General features: G+C 71.1%; 17 protein-coding genes. 7 read left to right on the plus strand and 10 right to left on the minus strand.

All coding sequences use genetic code 11. The annotated features are described in order from the left end of the window. The first annotated feature begins 152 nt into the window (after positions 1-152). From ACFVQ0_RS06080 to ACFVQ0_RS06095, 4 genes are read left to right on the plus strand one after another with little or no spacing between them, the layout of a single operon-like run. Entirely contained in the window at positions 153-1,268 is a 1,116-nt protein-coding gene (locus tag ACFVQ0_RS06080) for an aliphatic sulfonate ABC transporter substrate-binding protein (RefSeq protein WP_390084989.1), read from the plus strand. A 40-nt stretch (positions 1,269-1,308) separates the two neighbouring features. Beyond that, positions 1,309-2,100 carry an ABC transporter ATP-binding protein gene (locus ACFVQ0_RS06085; protein ID WP_390084991.1) on the plus strand — a complete coding sequence of 264 codons (792 nt, stop codon included), beginning with the start codon at positions 1,309-1,311 and terminating at the stop codon, positions 2,098-2,100. After that, the gene (locus tag ACFVQ0_RS06090; RefSeq protein WP_390084993.1) at positions 2,087-3,007 is read left to right on the plus strand and encodes an ABC transporter permease; all 921 of its coding nucleotides are present in this window, start codon (positions 2,087-2,089) and stop codon (positions 3,005-3,007) included. Before ACFVQ0_RS06085 ends, ACFVQ0_RS06090 begins: the two co-directional genes overlap by 14 nt. A gap of 8 nt (positions 3,008-3,015) precedes the next feature. After that, entirely contained in the window at positions 3,016-3,774 is a 759-nt protein-coding gene (locus ACFVQ0_RS06095) for a sirohydrochlorin chelatase (RefSeq protein WP_390084995.1), read from the plus strand. A gap of 19 nt (positions 3,775-3,793) precedes the next feature. Here ACFVQ0_RS06095 and ACFVQ0_RS06100 read toward each other — a convergent pair whose 3' ends face one another. Together ACFVQ0_RS06100 and ACFVQ0_RS06105 are read right to left on the minus strand one after the other, a co-directional pair. Continuing rightward, a complete protein-coding gene (locus ACFVQ0_RS06100; RefSeq protein WP_390084997.1) occupies positions 3,794-4,462 on the minus strand; it encodes a DsbA family protein in 669 nt (222 codons plus the stop codon). Positions 4,463-4,530: 68 nt separating this feature from the next. Further along, positions 4,531-5,115 carry a TIGR03086 family metal-binding protein gene (locus ACFVQ0_RS06105; RefSeq protein ID WP_390084999.1) on the minus strand — a complete coding sequence of 195 codons (585 nt, stop codon included), beginning with the start codon at positions 5,113-5,115 and terminating at the stop codon, positions 4,531-4,533. A 78-nt stretch (positions 5,116-5,193) separates the two neighbouring features. Here ACFVQ0_RS06105 and ACFVQ0_RS06110 point away from each other — a divergent pair, with 78 nt between their 5' ends. Together ACFVQ0_RS06110 and ACFVQ0_RS06115 are read left to right on the plus strand one after the other, a co-directional pair. Beyond that, entirely contained in the window at positions 5,194-6,063 is an 870-nt protein-coding gene (locus ACFVQ0_RS06110; protein WP_390085001.1) for an aldo/keto reductase, read from the plus strand. Between the two features lie 14 nt (positions 6,064-6,077). Next, on the plus strand, positions 6,078-6,920 hold the full coding sequence (locus ACFVQ0_RS06115; RefSeq protein ID WP_390085003.1) for an ABC transporter ATP-binding protein: 843 nt from the start codon (positions 6,078-6,080) through the stop codon (positions 6,918-6,920). Positions 6,921-6,937: 17 nt separating this feature from the next. On the opposite strand, the gene ACFVQ0_RS06120 is transcribed toward ACFVQ0_RS06115, so the two are convergent. From ACFVQ0_RS06120 to ACFVQ0_RS06145, 6 genes are all read right to left on the minus strand, one after another. Beyond that, a complete protein-coding gene (locus ACFVQ0_RS06120; protein ID WP_390085005.1) occupies positions 6,938-7,324 on the minus strand; it encodes a DUF4440 domain-containing protein in 387 nt (128 codons plus the stop codon). After that, positions 7,321-7,872: a DUF1697 domain-containing protein gene (locus tag ACFVQ0_RS06125; RefSeq protein WP_390085006.1), complete on the minus strand. Its 552-nt coding sequence runs from the start codon at positions 7,870-7,872 to the stop codon at positions 7,321-7,323. Before ACFVQ0_RS06125 ends, ACFVQ0_RS06120 begins: the two co-directional genes overlap by 4 nt. 91 nt (positions 7,873-7,963) lie before the next feature. Further along, on the minus strand, positions 7,964-9,166 hold the full coding sequence (locus ACFVQ0_RS06130; RefSeq protein WP_390085008.1) for a S8 family serine peptidase: 1,203 nt from the start codon (positions 9,164-9,166) through the stop codon (positions 7,964-7,966). 242 nt (positions 9,167-9,408) lie between these two features. Next, a complete protein-coding gene (locus ACFVQ0_RS06135) occupies positions 9,409-10,701 on the minus strand; it encodes an ABC transporter substrate-binding protein (protein WP_390085010.1) in 1,293 nt (430 codons plus the stop codon). After that, positions 10,701-11,540 carry a carbohydrate ABC transporter permease gene (locus ACFVQ0_RS06140; protein WP_311302506.1) on the minus strand — a complete coding sequence of 280 codons (840 nt, stop codon included), beginning with the start codon at positions 11,538-11,540 and terminating at the stop codon, positions 10,701-10,703. The genes ACFVQ0_RS06135 and ACFVQ0_RS06140 overlap by 1 nt, the downstream gene beginning before the upstream one ends. After that, positions 11,537-12,481, minus strand: a complete 945-nt coding sequence (locus tag ACFVQ0_RS06145; protein WP_390085416.1) for a carbohydrate ABC transporter permease — start codon at positions 12,479-12,481, stop codon at positions 11,537-11,539. Before ACFVQ0_RS06145 ends, ACFVQ0_RS06140 begins: the two co-directional genes overlap by 4 nt. A 132-nt stretch (positions 12,482-12,613) precedes the next feature. On the opposite strand from ACFVQ0_RS06145, the gene ACFVQ0_RS06150 reads away from it, so the two are divergent. After that, positions 12,614-13,480: a phosphotransferase enzyme family protein gene (locus tag ACFVQ0_RS06150; protein WP_390085012.1), complete on the plus strand. Its 867-nt coding sequence runs from the start codon at positions 12,614-12,616 to the stop codon at positions 13,478-13,480. Between the two features lie 11 nt (positions 13,481-13,491). Here ACFVQ0_RS06150 and ACFVQ0_RS06155 read toward each other — a convergent pair whose 3' ends face one another. Both ACFVQ0_RS06155 and ACFVQ0_RS06160 read right to left on the minus strand, forming a co-directional pair. Further along, positions 13,492-14,238 carry a 3'-5' exonuclease gene (locus ACFVQ0_RS06155; protein WP_390085014.1) on the minus strand — a complete coding sequence of 249 codons (747 nt, stop codon included), beginning with the start codon at positions 14,236-14,238 and terminating at the stop codon, positions 13,492-13,494. An 86-nt stretch (positions 14,239-14,324) separates the two neighbouring features. Continuing rightward, on the minus strand, positions 14,325-15,557 hold the full coding sequence (locus ACFVQ0_RS06160; protein ID WP_390085016.1) for an SAV2148 family HEPN domain-containing protein: 1,233 nt from the start codon (positions 15,555-15,557) through the stop codon (positions 14,325-14,327). Positions 15,558-15,822 lie beyond the last annotated feature (265 nt).

Genomic DNA, 15,822 nt, shown 5'->3' on the forward strand with positions numbered 1-15,822 from the left:
TGCGCGATGACGTACGCGCACTGCCTGCGCGCCCGGCAGCACCAACCGCACCGCCCGCAAAGCCAGTTCAGACGAAGACCTGCCGACCGCCCGGCCGCGCCCACCGCCTTAGCGGGGGCGTGAGCGCCGGGCCTCCGAGAGGAATCCCTCCCGTGTCTGCCCCACGTACCACGCTGCGCCGCAGCATCGTCGCTGCCGCCGCCCTGCCGCTGCTCGCCGTGGCGCTCACCGCCTGCGGTTACGGCTCCGACGCGAAGGACGACGACGCCAAGAAGGCAAACGTCTCCGCCGGCGGGAAGAAGCTCTCCGCGGACACCGTGAAGATCGGGTACTTCCCGAACCTCACGCACGCCACCGCCCTGGTCGGCATCCAGGAAGGCATCATCGCCAAGGAGCTCGGCTCCACCGAGGTCAAGCCCTCGACGTTCAACGCGGGCCCGTCCGAGATAGAGGCGCTCAACGCCGGCTCGATCGACATCGGCTTCATCGGCCCCTCCCCCGCCATCAACGGCTTCACCAAGTCCAAGGGCAAGAGCCTGCGCATCATCGGCGGTTCGGCCTCCGGCGGGGTGAAGCTGGTCGTCAACCCGAAGAAGATCAAGACCCTGGACGACCTCAAGGGCAAGAAGATCGCCACCCCGCAGCTCGGCAACACCCAGGACGTGGCGCTGCTCAACTGGATCTCGGAGAAGGGCTGGAAGGTCGACGCCCAGAGCGGCAAGGGCGACGTCTCCGTGGTCCGCACCGACAACAAGGTGACCCCGGACGCCTACAAGTCCGGTTCCATCGACGGTGCGTGGGCGCCCGAGCCGACCGCGTCCAAGCTGGTCGCGCAGGGCGCGAAGGTGCTCCTCGACGAGCGCAAGCTCTGGCCGGACGACAAGTTCGTGATCACGAACATCATCGTGTCGCAGAAGTTCCTCGACCAGCACCCGGACGTCGTCGAGGCGGTGCTGCGCGGTTCGGTCAACACCAACGCGTGGATCAACGCCAACCCGGACAAGGCGAAGGCGTCCGCCAACAGCGCGCTCAAGACGCTGTCCGGCAAGGAGCTGCCGGCCGACGTCATCGACCCGGCGTGGAAGTCCATCGCGTTCACCGACGACCCGCTGGCCGCCACGCTCGACGCCGAGGCCGCGCACGCGGTGAAGGCCGGTCTGCTGGACGAGCCGGATCTGAAGGGCATCTACGACCTGCGACCGCTGAACAAGGTCCTCAAGGCCGCGGGCAAGCCCGCCGTCGCCGACGCCGGTCTCGCCGTCAAGTAAGCACCCGCCCCGTTCCAGGATCTCCCAGGAGGTGACGACCATGGCCACGACCACGCTCACCACGGCCGAGGACCGCACGGCGGTCGGGCACGCCGCCCGCCTCGACCACGTCTCGAAGTCCTTCGGCGGACCGGAGGGGCAGCAGCTCGTCCTGGACGACATCACGCTCGATGTCGCTCCCGGCGAGTTCGTCACCCTCCTGGGAGCCTCCGGGTGCGGCAAATCGACACTGCTGAATCTGGTGGCCGGACTCGACCGCCCGTCCGCGGGGTCCATCGAGACCCCCGGCGGGCGGCCGGCCCTGATGTTCCAGGAGCACGCGCTCTTCCCGTGGCTGACCGCGGGCAAGAACATCGAACTGGCGCTGCGGCTGCGCGGCGTACCGAAGTCGGAGCGCCGCACCGAGGCGGAGCGGCTGCTCGAACTCGTCCGCCTGGGCGGGGCGTACGGCAAGCGGGTGCACGAACTCTCCGGCGGCATGCGGCAGCGGGTGGCGATGGCCCGCGCGCTCGCCCAGGACAGCCAACTGCTGCTGATGGACGAGCCGTTCGCCGCGCTCGACGCCATCACCCGGGATGTGCTGCACGACGAGCTGACCCGGATCTGGCGCGAGACGAACGTCTCGGTCCTCTTCGTCACGCACAACGTGCGCGAGGCGGTCCGGCTCGCCGAGCGGGTCGTGCTGCTCTCCTCGCGGCCCGGCCGGATCGCCCGGGAGTGGACGGTCGACATCGAGCAGCCGCGCCGCATCGAGGACACCGCCGTGGCGGAGCTCTCCGTCGAGATCACCGAACAACTGCGTGGGGAGATCCGCCGACATGGCCAGCACTGAGACCACCGCCAAGAGCGGCGCCGCCGGGGCGGGCGCCCCGAAGGACGCCGCCCAGGACATGGCCGGCCTCGAAGCGGGGCTCGACGCCCTGGACGCGGTACGGATCAGCCGGACCCCGGTGCGCCAGGTGCTGACGCAGAAGGTGCTGCCCCCGGTGGTGGCCGTCGCGCTGGTGCTCATCGTCTGGCAGATCCTGATCTGGGCGAAGGTCACCGACGACTACAAGCTGCCCTCGCCGTCCCAGGTCTGGTCCGAGGTGTCCGACGCCTGGGCCCAGGGCACCCTGCTCGGCTACATCTGGACCAGCGTCTCGCGCGGTCTCCTCGGCTTCCTCCTCGCGCTCGTCATCGGCACCCCGCTCGGGCTGCTGGTCTCCCGGGTGAAGCTGGTGCGCGCGGCGATCGGCCCGGTGCTCTCGGGTCTGCAGTCGCTGCCCTCGGTGGCCTGGGTGCCGCCCGCGGTCATCTGGCTGGGCCTGGACGACACGATGATGTACGCGGTGATCCTGCTGGGCGCCGTCCCGTCGATCGCCAACGGGCTCGTCGCCGGTGTCGACCAGATCCCGCCGCTGCACCTGCGGGCCGGCAAGACGCTGGGCGCCACCGGGCTCCGGGGCACCTGGCACATCGTGCTGCCGGCCTCGCTGCCGGGCTATCTGGCCGGTCTGAAGCAGGGCTGGGCGTTCTCCTGGCGCTCGTTGATGGCCGCGGAGATCATCGCCTCCTCGCCCGATCTGGGCGTGGGCCTGGGGCAGTTGCTGGAGCAGGGCCGTGAGACCAGCAGCATGTCGATGGTCTTCCTCGCCATCTTCCTGATCCTGATCGTCGGCATCGCCATCGACCTGCTCATCTTCAGCCCGCTGGAGCGGTGGGTGCTGCGCAGCCGCGGTCTCCTCGTCAAGAACTGAGCTACGGCATGACTTCTCCGGTCTTCCTCGTCATCGCCCACGGCAGCCGCGATCCCCGGCACGCCGCGACCGTGCACGCGCTCACCGCGCGGGTACGGGCGCTGCGGCCGGGGCTGCGGGTGGAGACCGGGTTCCTGGACTTCAACGCGCCGTCGGTGCCGAGGGTCCTGGAGCGGCTGGACGGGCAGGGCGTGAGCGATGTGGTGGCGCTTCCGCTGCTGCTCACCCGGGCCTTCCACGCCAAGTCCGACATCCCGGCGGTACTGCGGGAGGCGCGCGGCAGGCTGCCTCGGCTGCGGGTGCGGCAGGCGGAGGTGCTCGGCCCCTCGCCACTGCTGAACTCCGCCCTTGAGCGGCGGCTGGAAGAGGCCGGGGTCCGCCCCGGCGACAGAGGCTCGACCGGGCTCGTCCTGGCCTCGGCGGGCTCCACAGACCCGGAGGCGAGCGCAGTGATCGCTGAAATCGCGCGGGAGCTGCGGCACACCGGTTGGTGTTCCGTGCGGCCTGCGTTCGCCTCCGCATCCCATCCCCGTACCGAGGACGCGGTACGGGCCCTGCGGGCCGAGGGTGTGCGCAGAGTCGCGGTGGCCCCCTACGTGATCGCGCCGGGCCGCCTCCCGGACCGCATCGCGGCGGGGGCGGCCGAGGCCGGCGCGGATGTCCTGGCCGGGGTGCTGGGCCCGTCACCGGAGCTGGCGCGGCTGCTGCTGGACCGGTACGAAGAGGCCCGGGTACCGACCGCCGGGACGGCCTCGCTCAGCGCGTAGTCCGGCTGCGGACAGCTGGTCAGCCCACGTCGAGGCTGCCCGTGCGGGTGCGCTTGAGCTCGAAGAAGTCGTCGTAGCCGGCGAGCACCCGGAAGCTGTCGAACAGTCGCGCCGCCTCCTCGCCGCGCGGTACCGCGCGCAGGACCGGGCCGAACCAGACGGTCCCGTCGACGTGGAGGGTGGGCGTACCCACGTACGCGTCCGCCTCGGGGTCCTTGCCCGCGTCGTGGCTGCGCCGCAGCGCCTCGTCGTACGTGTCCGTGTGCGCGGCGGCGGCGAGCTCCGCGGGGAGGCCCACCTCGTCGAGGGACTGGGCGATCACCTCGTCGAAGTCCTCGTTCTTCCGCTGGTGGATCCGGGTGCCGTAGGCGGTGTACAGATCCCGCAGGACCGCCTCGCCGTGCCGCTCGGCCGCGGCCGCGGCGACCCGCACCGGTCCGATCGACTTGTCGACGAGGGCGCGGTACCAGTCGGGGAGTTCGTTGCCGGTGTTGTGCAGATAGAGGCTCATCACGTGGAAGCGGAGCTCGATGTCGCGCCGCTGCTCCACCTCCAGCATCCAGCGGGAGGTGATCCAGGCGAACGGGCAGGCCGGGTCGAACCAGAAGTCGACGACGGGCCTGCCCGTGTCCAGGGTGCTTTCCGGAACGTGCTCCGGGGTGCTTTCCGCGCTGCGGTGAGTGGTCATGAGAGGAGCCTAGCCAGCCGGTGGCGCAGTCTCCCGGGCCATTTGGCGGCTGCCCGGCTGGGCCATTCTCAGGCGGCGGTCCACTGCGGATCGCGGCCGCTGAGGGCGAGGGCCCGCTCGAACGCGGACCCCGGGTTGCCGACGGTGATCTCGGCGGCGAAGCCCTCGTACCGCCGGTAGAGCTCGGCCGTCTTCTCCACGGTCTTCAGTACGTAGCCGGCCGCGTCGTCGGAGAGCCGGAACTCCTGGCCGGTGGCCCGTGCGACGTCCCAGCCGTGCAGCGCCGTCTCCATGATGAGCATCTCGGCGGTGTCGGCGGCCGGGGACGCAGAGTCGCCCCGGCCGATGGTGCCCTCCCAGGCGGCCGGGTCGGACCAGGCGGCGACGGCGCGGTCCAGCTGGGCCGCGTACCGCTCGGCCCAGTCGGCGTCCGCCGTGAAGTCGCGCGTGGTGAGCTCCTCGGGGATCTCGGTGCGCAGGGCGCGGTGCTCCATGCCGTGCGAGGTGTAGAGCACCCAGTGGTTGACGAGCCCCCGGACGTCCCAGCCTTCGCAGGGGGTCACGGAGCTGTCGAGTTGTGCGGGACGGACGGCGCGGGCGACCCGGGCCGCCTCCGCTGCGCATTCGGTCATATGGGCGTGCTCGGTCTTCATGCACCCCAGGCTAGGACGGCGCCCCGCTGCGGATATTGAAGAAAAGCGACAGCCGGCGGGTGGATTACTGTTCCTTCCATGTTCAACGAGCAACGGTCCCCCGATGACACCTTCCTCCTCGGCGGCGAGCTGCCCGTGCGCCGTCTCGGCTACGGCACCGCGCAGCTGACCGGCCCCGGTTACTGGGGGCCTCCCGCGGACCGGCAGAAGGCGCTGGCCGTGCTCGGGGCGGCGGTCGACCGGGGCGTGACCCTCATCGACACCGCGGAGAACTACGGCCCCGGGGTCGCGGAGGAGCTGGTCGCAGAGGCGCTGCACCCGTACCGCGACGATCTGGTGATCGCGACCAAGGGCGGTGTGGTGCGCACCAGCGACAGCAGCTGGCACATCGCGGGGCGGCCGGAGGACCTGCGGGCGCACTGCGAATCCAGTCTGCGGCGGCTGCGCACCGACCGGATCGACCTCTACCAGCTGCACCGGCTGGATCCGCAGGTGCCGATGGCCGAGCAACTGGGCGCTCTGGATGAACTGCGGCAGGAGGGTAAGATCCGGTATATCGGTCTGGACACCCTTACCGCCGACCAGCTGGAAGAGGCGCTCTCCCTGACCGGGATCGCCTCGGTGCAGAACCGGTTCAATCTCCTGGACCGTTCGTCGGACGCGGTACTGAAGGTGTGCGAGGCCCACGGCCTGGCCTTCCTGCCCTGGTTCCCGCTGGCGAACGGCGCGCTGACCGGCGAGGGCGCCGCGGCGCTCGCCGGGATCGCGGAACGCCACGCGGCCACCCGTGGGCAGATCGCCCTCGCCTGGCTGCTGCACCACTCCCCCGTTCTGTGCCCGACTCCGGGCACCGGTTCGCCCGTTCATCTCGCGGAGAACCTCCGGGCCGGGGAGATCTTGCTGTCGACCGACGACATGAGCCTCCTGGAGGCGCTCGCATCCGCATGAAGGAGTAACCGCACGTGACCACCACCGCACCCCTCCCCCCTTCCTCGGCCACGGACCCGGTTCCGGTTCCGGTGATCAGGGCCGACGGCGTCACGCTCGTACGGGACGGCAAGGTCCTGCTCGACTCGGTCTCGATGACGGTGCGCGGCGGGGAGCACTGGGCGCTGCTCGGCGCCAACGGTGCGGGCAAGAGCACGCTGCTGGGGCTCCTCGGCGCGATCAGGCACCCCACCCGGGGCACGGTGGAGGTGCTGGGCCGCACCCTGGGGCGGGTCGATCTGCGGGAGCTGCGGACGCTGCTGGGGCATGTCGATCCGCGCCATCCGCTGCGCTCACCGCTCACGGTGAAGGACGTGGTGCTGACGGGGCTGACCAACTCGGTCGAGCCGGTGCCGCGCTGGTCGGCAAGCCCGGAGCAGCGGGAGCGGGCGGAGCGGCTGCTGGAGATGCTGGGCATGGGCGGCAAGGAGGGGTCGCGCTGGCCCGCGCTGTCGCAGGGCGAGCGGGGCCGTACGCTCATCGCCCGCGCGCTGATGCCGCAGCCCCGGCTGCTGCTGCTCGACGAGCCGGCCACCGGTCTCGACCTGGCCGCCCGGGAGCAGTTGCTGGACAGTCTGGACGCGCTCCGCGAGGAGCACCCGGAGCTGGCGACGGTCCTGGTCACGCATCATCTGGAGGAGTTGCCCGCCTCCACCAGCCACGCGATGCTGCTGCGCGGCGGGCGTTGCCTGGCCTCGGGTCCGGCGGACGAGGTGCTGACCACGGAGCGGGTCAGCGACTGCTTCGGTCATCCGGTGCGGATCTCCCGTACGGACGGCCGGTGGGCGGCGCGGGCCAGGCGTGCGCCCCGTGGCTGACGGTGCCGCCGCCCCGCTCAGGGGCGGTCGGCCTCCGGTCCGGTGACGAAGGGGGTGGCCTGGTGGTAGTAGAGCAGCCAGCCGGTGGCGGTGAGGCGCCACAGTGAACTGCGGTGGGCGCGCATCCCCTTGGCCTCGGTGTCGAAGGTGACGTGGACGAGTGCGTCCGCGAGCTGGACCCCGCGCATGCGGGACGCGGTGAGCTGTCCGGGGTGTGCGGCGGTGCCGGTGATGAGCGAGGTGATGACCGTGTCCCGGTCGCGGTGCCGGCCGGTGGTGTCGACCTCGTGGAAGTCGGGGTGCAGGACCTGGGCCAGGAGTTGGGCGGAGGCCCGTACCAGCGGGTCGAGGAGGCGGAGTTCGCCCTCGACCGCCGCGGCCACGCCGGGTGTCGGCTCGCTCACGCCTCCCCTCCGGTCATCTCGACGAGTTTCGCGACGGTGTTCCAGTTGCGCGAGGTTCCGGTGAGGCCCTTGTTGAGGGAGGGCCGGGAGAGGGCGGCGGCGAGCTTGGAGCGGCCGAGCCCGTCGGGGGCGTAGAGGTAGAGAGCGCGGTCACCGAGCCGGAATTCCTCGGGGCGGAAGGCGTCGGCGTCCAGCGGGGCGAAGCGGGCGGCGTCGACGGGCCGGTCGAAGTACGTGACGTGCAGTTGCCTGCCCTGGAGCTCCGCGGCCGGGAACGGGCAGGCGGCGGCCACTGCGGCGAGGTAGTCGGCGTCCCTCACCAGGCACTCCACCGCGAAGCCGAACCGCTCCTCGATGGCCCGCTCCAGCTCGGCCGCGAGGGTGTTCTCGTCGCCGGACGCGCTGCTGAAGACCGCGTTGCCGCTCTGCAGGTACGTCCCGACGTCGCCGTGGCCGAGTCCGGTGAGCAGGGTGCGGAGTTCGGCCATGGGGACCTTGCGTTGGCCGCTCACATTGATCCCGCGCAGCAGCGCCGCGTACATCGTCATGGGCACACCATAGGACGATCGGCCCGAGCCGTGCGGCCGCCGCGCCCCGTGGGGGAGGGCGCGGTGGCCGCCGGTTCAGGGAGCGGTGCTGTTACTCAACGACCTTCAGCAGCTTGTTCGCCGTTCCCGCGGTGGCGTTGCTGATGGCGTCCGGGGTGGCTCCGTCGGTCAGCGCCGTGGAGACCTCCGCCGGGGTGGCGTCGGGGTGTCCCGCCAGGTAGAGGGCGGCGGCACCGACGACGTGCGGAGTGGCCATGGACGTACCGGAGATGGTGTCGGACCCGGTGTCGCTGTCGTTCCACGCCGAGGTGATGTCCGAGCCCGGGGCGTAGAGGTCCACCAGCGAGCCGTAGTTGGAGAACGACGACTGCTCGTCGTCCACGGTGGAGGAGGCGACCGTGATGGCCTCGGGGACGCGTGCCGGGGAGTTCTCGCTCGCGTCGCCCGACTCGTTGCCCGCCGCCACTCCGTAGGTGACCCCGGAGGCGATGGACTTCTGGACCGCCGCGTCGAGCGCCTCGTCCGCGCCGCCGCCGAGGCTCATGTTGGCGACGGACGGGCCCTCGTGGTTGGCGGTGACCCAGTCGATGCCGGCCACGACCTGCTCCGTGGTGCCGGAGCCCGAGTCGTCGAGGACCCGGACGGCCACGATCTTGGCCTTCTTGGCGACGCCGTACGTCGCACCGGCGATGGTGCCGGCCACGTGGGTTCCGTGGCCGTAGCCGTCGTCGGCGTTGTCGTCGTCGTCCACGGCGTCGTAGCCGTAGCTGGCCCGGCCCTCGAACTCCTCGTGGGTGATGCGGACCCCGGTGTCGATGACGTACGCGGTCACGCCCTCACCCGCGCTGTCCGGGTAGGTGTAGGCGTTGTCGCCCGCGGTCTGGGTCTGGTCGATCCGGTCCAGGCCCCAGGACGGCGGGTTGTCCTGGGTGGCGTCGACGTGGAACTTCTTGTTCTGGACGACCTTGGAGACCGACGGGTCGGCGGCGAGCCGCTTGGCCTCTGTCCGCGAAAGACCGCTGGCGGAGAAGCCGTTGATGGCGGAACTGTAGTTGCGCTTCAGCTCGCCGCCGTACTCCTTGGCGAGCTTCGCCTTATCGGCCTTGTGGTCCAGCATGACTATGTAGCTGCCGGACACGGCGGTCGCCGCGTCGGCACCGTAGATCTTGCCCATGGCGGGGGCGGGTGCCGCTCCGGCCATGGGGCTGCCCAGCAGGGTGATACCGGCCGCGGCGGCCACGGCGGTGATCGCGGCGGTGAGCTTGATCCGGTGGGTGCGCTTGTGAAGTGCCATGAAGAGGGGTCTCCTCGTCATTCTTTGTGGGGGGATTGGCCCTCGGCCGGAAGATCTCCGGGGGCTGGCTCGAAACCCTTACTGATTGACGCGCACAGATCAAGACCCACTCTGCGGCTGGGACGTGCGGAGCCCGGTTTCGTCACAGGAATTCGACATCCCGCACCCAAGTCCGACACATCACTGGCCGTTACCGCCCGCACACCACGGCCGGGCCCTCCGGCCGGCCCGCACCCGCGATGTCATCGCTGATAGCGGGCCAGCACCCGGTTTCCGTCCTCGACCAGACGCTTCCTCAGCTCGGCCGCGTCGATCGCGCCGCTGTAGTACTCCTGGTACGCGGGGGTGGCGACCTTGTCCTTCCACTCCGGGTAGCCGCGCACGGACTGGGCGGGCGCGGAACGCAGTGCGCCCGCCAGCGCGACGCCGGTCGCCCAGCCCCGGTCCGGGGTGTGCAGCGAGGGGTCCGCCAGCGCATCCTTCCCGGTGGGCAGCATCCAGTCCCCCTTGGCGAGGCGCACCATGTTCGCCGGCCGCAGCAGGAAGTCGATGAACTCGACGGCCTCCTTCTTGTGCGGGCTGTCCTGCGCGACGGACAGGGTCTGCGGGCTCACGCCCTGGGCCGGGCCCGCGCTTCCGGCCGGGGCGGGCAGCACCGTCCACTCGAAGCCCTTCGGGGCCTGTTCGACCACCTGCTGACGGTAGGAGAACCCCAGCGGCACCATGGCGTACTTGCCGCCGAAGAGGCCGGGAAGGGTGTCGCCGCCGCCCATGCCGAGCGCGGTGCGGGCGGCGCTGTGCTCTGTGTTGACCTGGTCGTGGATGGTCCGGGGGACGACGAGATCGCCGTCGTCCATGGCGAGCGTGACCTTTCCGTCGGCGCCTCGGTGGAACAGCTCGCCGCCGGCCGAGAGGCCGAGGTTGAGCGTGACGGAGACGGGTTCCTTGAGCGGCCAGGCGACTCCGTAACGGCCCTTGCCGGTGAGCTTCTTGGTGACCTGTGCGAACTCCGTCCAGCTCCAGGGTTTCTCCGGGGTCGGGACGCGGACCCCGGAGGCCTTGAGGATCTTGGTGTTGGCGATCAGGACGCGCGGTTCCTGGAGGAAGGGGACGCCGTAGACGCCGCCGTCGAAGGTGGTGGTGCGCCAGCTCCGCTCCGGGATGTCGGCGGTGAGCCGGCCGGGCAGCAGGGTGCGCAGGTCGGCGAGGTAGCCGCCGTAGGCGAAGTCCGCGAGGTCGTCGGACGCGTCATGGATGACGTCGGGTGCCTCGTCCCCCTCGAAGGAGGTGAGGAGCTGGTCGTGGACGCTGTCCCAGCTGCCCTGGACGTACTGGACCCGGACGTCGGGATGGCTCGCGTTCCACTCCCTCACCAGCTGCTTGTTGGCGTCGACGGACTCCTTCTGCCAGGCCAGCGACTGGAAGCGGATCGTGATCCTGCCGTCCGTCCCGCCGCCACCGCCCCCGCCGCATCCGGTGAGCAGCAGCGCCAGTGCGGTGGCCGCCGCGGCTGCCGTACGTACCACCGCGCGCATCAGCTCTTCACCGCCCCGGCCAGCATGCCGCCGGTGATCCGCCGTTGGATGACGGCGAAGAGGACGAGCGAGGGGAGGGTGGCGAGGAACGCGGCGGCGGCGAGCGGCCCGAGGTCGCTGGCGCCCTCCGCGCCGAGGAAGTGGGTCAGTACGACCGGCAAGGTCTGCTTCTCCGGTGTCTTGAGCAGGACCAGCGCGAAGAAGAACTCGTTCCACGCGGTGATGAAGGCGAAGAGCGCGGTGGCGACGATGCCGGGGGCCAGCAGCGGCGCGGTGACCGAGACGAGCGTCCGCAGCCGGCTCGCGCCGTCGACCGCCGCCGCCTCCTCCAGCTCGGGCGGCACCGCCCGTACGTATCCGACCAGCATCCACAGCGCGAACGGCAGCGACCACACGACGTACACCATGATCAGCCCCCACAGTGTGTTGATCAGATGCAGGTACTTGAGCACCAGGAACAGCGGAATGATCAGCAGGACGAACGGGAACGCCTGGCTGACCACCACCCAGCCGGTGGCTGCGGCGGAGAGCCGCGAGCGGTGGCGGGCCATCACATAGGCCATCGGGGTGGCGATGACGACCGCGATGATCCCGGCCGAGACGGCGGCGATCAGCGAGTTGGCGGCGGCCCGCAGCAGCGGCTGTTCGTCGAACGCGGCCCGGAAGTTGTCGAGCGTCGGGTGGTGCGGGATCCAGGTGGGGTGCAGGGAGCCCAGCTCGGGCGCCGGTTTGAAGGCGGTCGAGATCAGCCAGAGGAACGGGAACGCCAGGAACACCAGGTAGCACAGCAGCGCGAGGTACTGTCCGGCCCGCACGGACCCGCGGGTACGCATGCTCATCGGTCCTCGCCTCCCCCGAGCCGTCCCACCAGATACACGGCGAGGATCACGGAGATCACCGCGACCATCACACAGCCCATCGCCGCGGCGTAGCCGAACTGTCCGTACCGGAAGGCCTCTTCGTACGCGAAGAGCATCGGCAGCCGGGTGCGGCCGCCGGGGCCGCCGTTGGTCAGTACGTAGACCAGGGCGAAGGAGTTGAAGTTCCAGATGAAGTTGAGCGCGGTGATGGAGAGGGCGACCGGCCTGAGCGCCGGCCAGGTGACGGTACGGAAGCGGCGCCAGGCGCCCGCGCCGTCCAGGGCGGCGGCCTCGTGGAGTTCGTGCGGGGTGTTCTGCAGGCCGGCCAGCAGGGCGACCGTGGTCTGCGGCATGCCTGCCCAGACGCCGACCAGGATCACCGCGGGCAGTGCGGTGGCGAGGCCGGTCAGCCAGTCCCGGCCGTCGCCGAGGCCGAGATCGCGGATGGTCTCGTTGAGGATTCCGGCGTCCGGGTTGTAGACCAGCCGCCACATGATGCCGACGACCACCTCCGGCATCGCCCAGGGGATGATCGCCAGCGCCCGCGCCAGCCACCGCATCCGCAGGTTCTGGTTGAGCAGCAGCGCGAGGCCGAGGGCCAGGACGAACTGCGGGACGGTGACGCCGACCGCCCACACCAGGCCGATCCGGAACGAGTCCCAGAACAGTCCGTCGTGCAGCAGGTCCTGGAAGTTCAGCACCCCGGTCCACTGGGTGGACCGGGTACGCCCCGACTGGGCGTCGGTGAACGCCAGCGCGATGCCGTAGAGCAGCGGGCCGACGCTGAGGACCAGGATCGGGAGGAGGGCGGGCAGTACCAGGAACCAGGTACCGGCGTTCCGGTTGATCCGCGCGGGTCCCTCGCCATGCCGGCCGCGCGGCGGGCCGTCCCGCCCGGACCGCACGGTTGCATTCGCCAATGTCACGTAAACGACCCCCTTGCGTCATTCGACCGGCTTGGTACCGTTCCGGCCGCTCAGGTGGCCTCCGCAATCGTGCTGAGGCCCCGCCGGTTCGTCAAGACAACCTGCACGGATGCGAAAATCGGATCCATGAACGAGATGCGAGCGCGCGAGGTACTGACCGCTGCCGGGCACCCCGGCGACGCGGAGTTGCTCGCGCTGGGCGAGAACGCGGTGTTCGCCGTGGGTGACCTGGTGGTCAAGATCGGCCGGGACGCCGTGCGCAGCCCGGAGCTGCGCGAGCGGGCCGAGCGCGAGGTGGCCGTCGCACGCTGGCTCGCCGCGTCCGGCGTCCCCGCGGTGCGGACGGCGGAGCCCGCGGCCCGGATCGTCGAGGGCCACCCGGTGACGGTGTGGCACCGGCTGCCGGAGCCGGTGCGGCCGGCCGAGCCGAGGGATCTGGCGCCGCTGCTCACCGCGGTGCACGCGCTGCCGGCCCCGGCGGGCCTCACCCTGCCCCGGCGGGAGCTGCTCGGCGGGGTCGAGCGCTGGCTGACCCTGGCGGGCGACACGATCGACCCGGCCGACGCCGCGTATCTGCGCGAGCGCCGCGACGGCTTCGCGACGGCCGCCGCCGCGCTGGTGCCGCACCTGGACCCGGGCCCGATCCACGGTGACGCGCTCCCGCGCAATGTCCATGTCGGTCCGGACGGCCCCGTCCTGGTGGACCTGGAGACCTTCTCCACGGATCTGCGCGAGCACGATCTGGTGGTACTGGCCCTCTCCCGTGACCGGTACGGGCTGCCGGCCGAGGCCTATGACGCGTTCACCTCGGCGTACGGCTGGGACGTCCGGGAGTGGGACGGCTGCGCGGTGCTGCGCGGGGCGCGGGAGACGGCGAGCTGCGCGTGGGTCGCGCAGCACGCGCCGGCCAACCCGAAGGCGCTCGCGGAGTTCCGCAGGCGGGTGGCTTCGCTGCGCGACGGGGACACGGCCGTGCGGTGGTACCCCTTCTGAGTGTTATGTCCTCAATCGCCGGACGGGCTCGATTTCATTTCGAGCACCGGCTCCCGCACCGGCCAGCGGCCGTCGATGACCGCGTCCGCCGTGCCCTTGCGGCGCAGGAACTGCTGGAAGTCGGCGGCCCACTCCGCGTACCAGGCGATCTGCCGTTCGTGGAGCTCGGCCGCGGACAACGCGGCCACCGAGCCGTGCCGGGCGGCTATCGCGTACGCCACCCGCACCGCGGCCAGCGCGTCGGCGGCGGCGTCGTGCGCTCCCCCGTGCACGACGCCGTACTCGACGCAGACCGCCTCCAGATTCCGCTTGCCCTTGCGGTAGCGGTCCACCGCACGGTCGATGGTGTACGGGTCGACGACCGGGCCGATCCCCGCGCCGTCGAGCCGCTCGCTCAGCGACGGCAGTCCGTGCCGGTGCAACTCCGCCGTCAGCAGCGTCAGGTCGAAGGCGGCGTTGTACGCGACGACCGGCACGCCCTGGCGCCAGTAGTCCGCCAGGGTCTCCGCGATCTCGTCGGCCACCTCGCGCACCGGTCGGCCCTCCGCCGCCGCCCGCTCGCTGCTGATGCCGTGGATCGCGGAGGCCTGTGCGGGGATCCGGATGCCCGGATCCGCCAGCCAGGTGCGCTGCCGCTCCGGCTCCCCGTCGGCGGCGCGGACACCGATGACCGCGGCCGTCACGATCCGGGCCTCCAGCGGCTCCGTACCCGTCGTCTCCAGGTCGAAGCCGACCAGCGCATGCCGATGCCAGCTCATCCCGTACCTCCTTCGTGGTGCTTCCCCCAGGTGACGACCACCCTCGCACGGGCCACTGACAGCACCCTCCTGAGGTCCGTACTGGGTCAGGAGACCGGCCGGGAGTCCGTCCACACGGATTCGAACTCCTCGCGGTACGTCTCGAACAGGCCGTGCTCGCTGTCCTGCCCGGCCCGCACCACCGCGCGGCCGCCGCCCCTGAGCACCAGCACCGGCGCCTCCATGCCTCGGGCGCGGCGCAGATACGTCTGGACGACCCCCACCGCGTCGGCGCCGTCGCCGTCCACCAGGTAGGCGGTGAAGCGCGGGGTCTCGTCGAAGACGTGGATCTCGAAGGCGCCCGGGTCCCGGAGCTTGGAGCGGACCCGGCGCATGTGGAGGATGTTCATCTCCACCGTCCGGCTCAGCTCCCCCTTCTTGAGCCCCAGCTCCCGTTCCCGGCGCTTGACCGCGCTGCTGGCCGGGTTGATGAAGAGCAGCCGGACCCGGCAGCCCGACTCGGCCAGCCGGATCAGCCGGCGGCCGGAGAAGTTCTGCACCAGCAGATTGAGCCCTATGCCGATCGCGTCCAGCCGGCGCGCTCCGCCGAAGAGGTCCTCCGCGGGCAGCTGGCGCTGGAGCCGCACCCGGTCGGAGTGGACGGAGACGACGTCCGCGTACCGGTCACCCACCAGCTCCTCGACGGCGTCGACCGGGAGCCGGTCGGCGGACGGCACAGAGGCGCCGCTGCCGAGGATCTCCAGCAGCCGCGCGGAGGCGCGCTCCGCCTGGGCGAGCACCGCCTCGTTGAGCGCGCGGTTGCGGGAGACCACGTTGCGGGCGACCTCCAGTTCGTCGAGGGCCAGCTCGACATCGCGGCGGTCGTCGAAGTAGGGCTCGAAGCAGGGCCAGTGCTGGACCATCAGCTCACGCAGCTGAGGCAGCGTGAGGAAGCTCAGCACGTTGTCGTCGGCCGGGTCGAGCAGATAGCCCTTGCGGCGGGAGACCTCGCGCACGGCGACGGCGCGCTGCACCCACTCCTGTCCGGCGGGTCCCGCCGCGGCCACCACCCAGTCCTCGCCGTGGACCGGCTCGTAGATGGGCTGGAGCACCGCGGCCACCACGGCGCGCAGCCGCTGCTCCACGAGATTCAGCCAGATGTAGGCGCGCCCGGCCCGCTGCGCACGGGTGCGCACCTCGCTCCAGGCCTCCGCGCCCCAGTCCAGCTCGGCGCCGATCTCCAGCGGCCGGGCGAGCGAGACCGCGCCGGGCGGCACATCGGTGGCGTCCCCCTCGTGACCAGCGTCACCTGGGGGCAGCTCGAAGCCTCCCGAGCTCACCCGCACACCGCCTTCCACTCCCCCACCAACGATCAAGGAAGGGTACTCCGGGAGCGGGAGCCGGTGCAGCCGGATGCGCAGGCTCCTTCTTCAACTCCCCTACGGATCAAGCCTGTTCTCCGGGACGAGATCTGCCGTAGTGAGCGGATTCATAGTGATTAAACACCCCATCGCAAGCCGCATACCGGGCAGTGGGCAGAACCGGCCCACCGGATTCGGGTTCCGGGCGACAAGAAGGGGCCCGAAGTTGACCGGACTGTGCGAC

It is taken from the genome of Streptomyces sp. NPDC057900 (genome assembly GCF_042887885.1).
Lineage (GTDB): Bacteria > Actinomycetota > Actinomycetes > Streptomycetales > Streptomycetaceae > Streptomyces.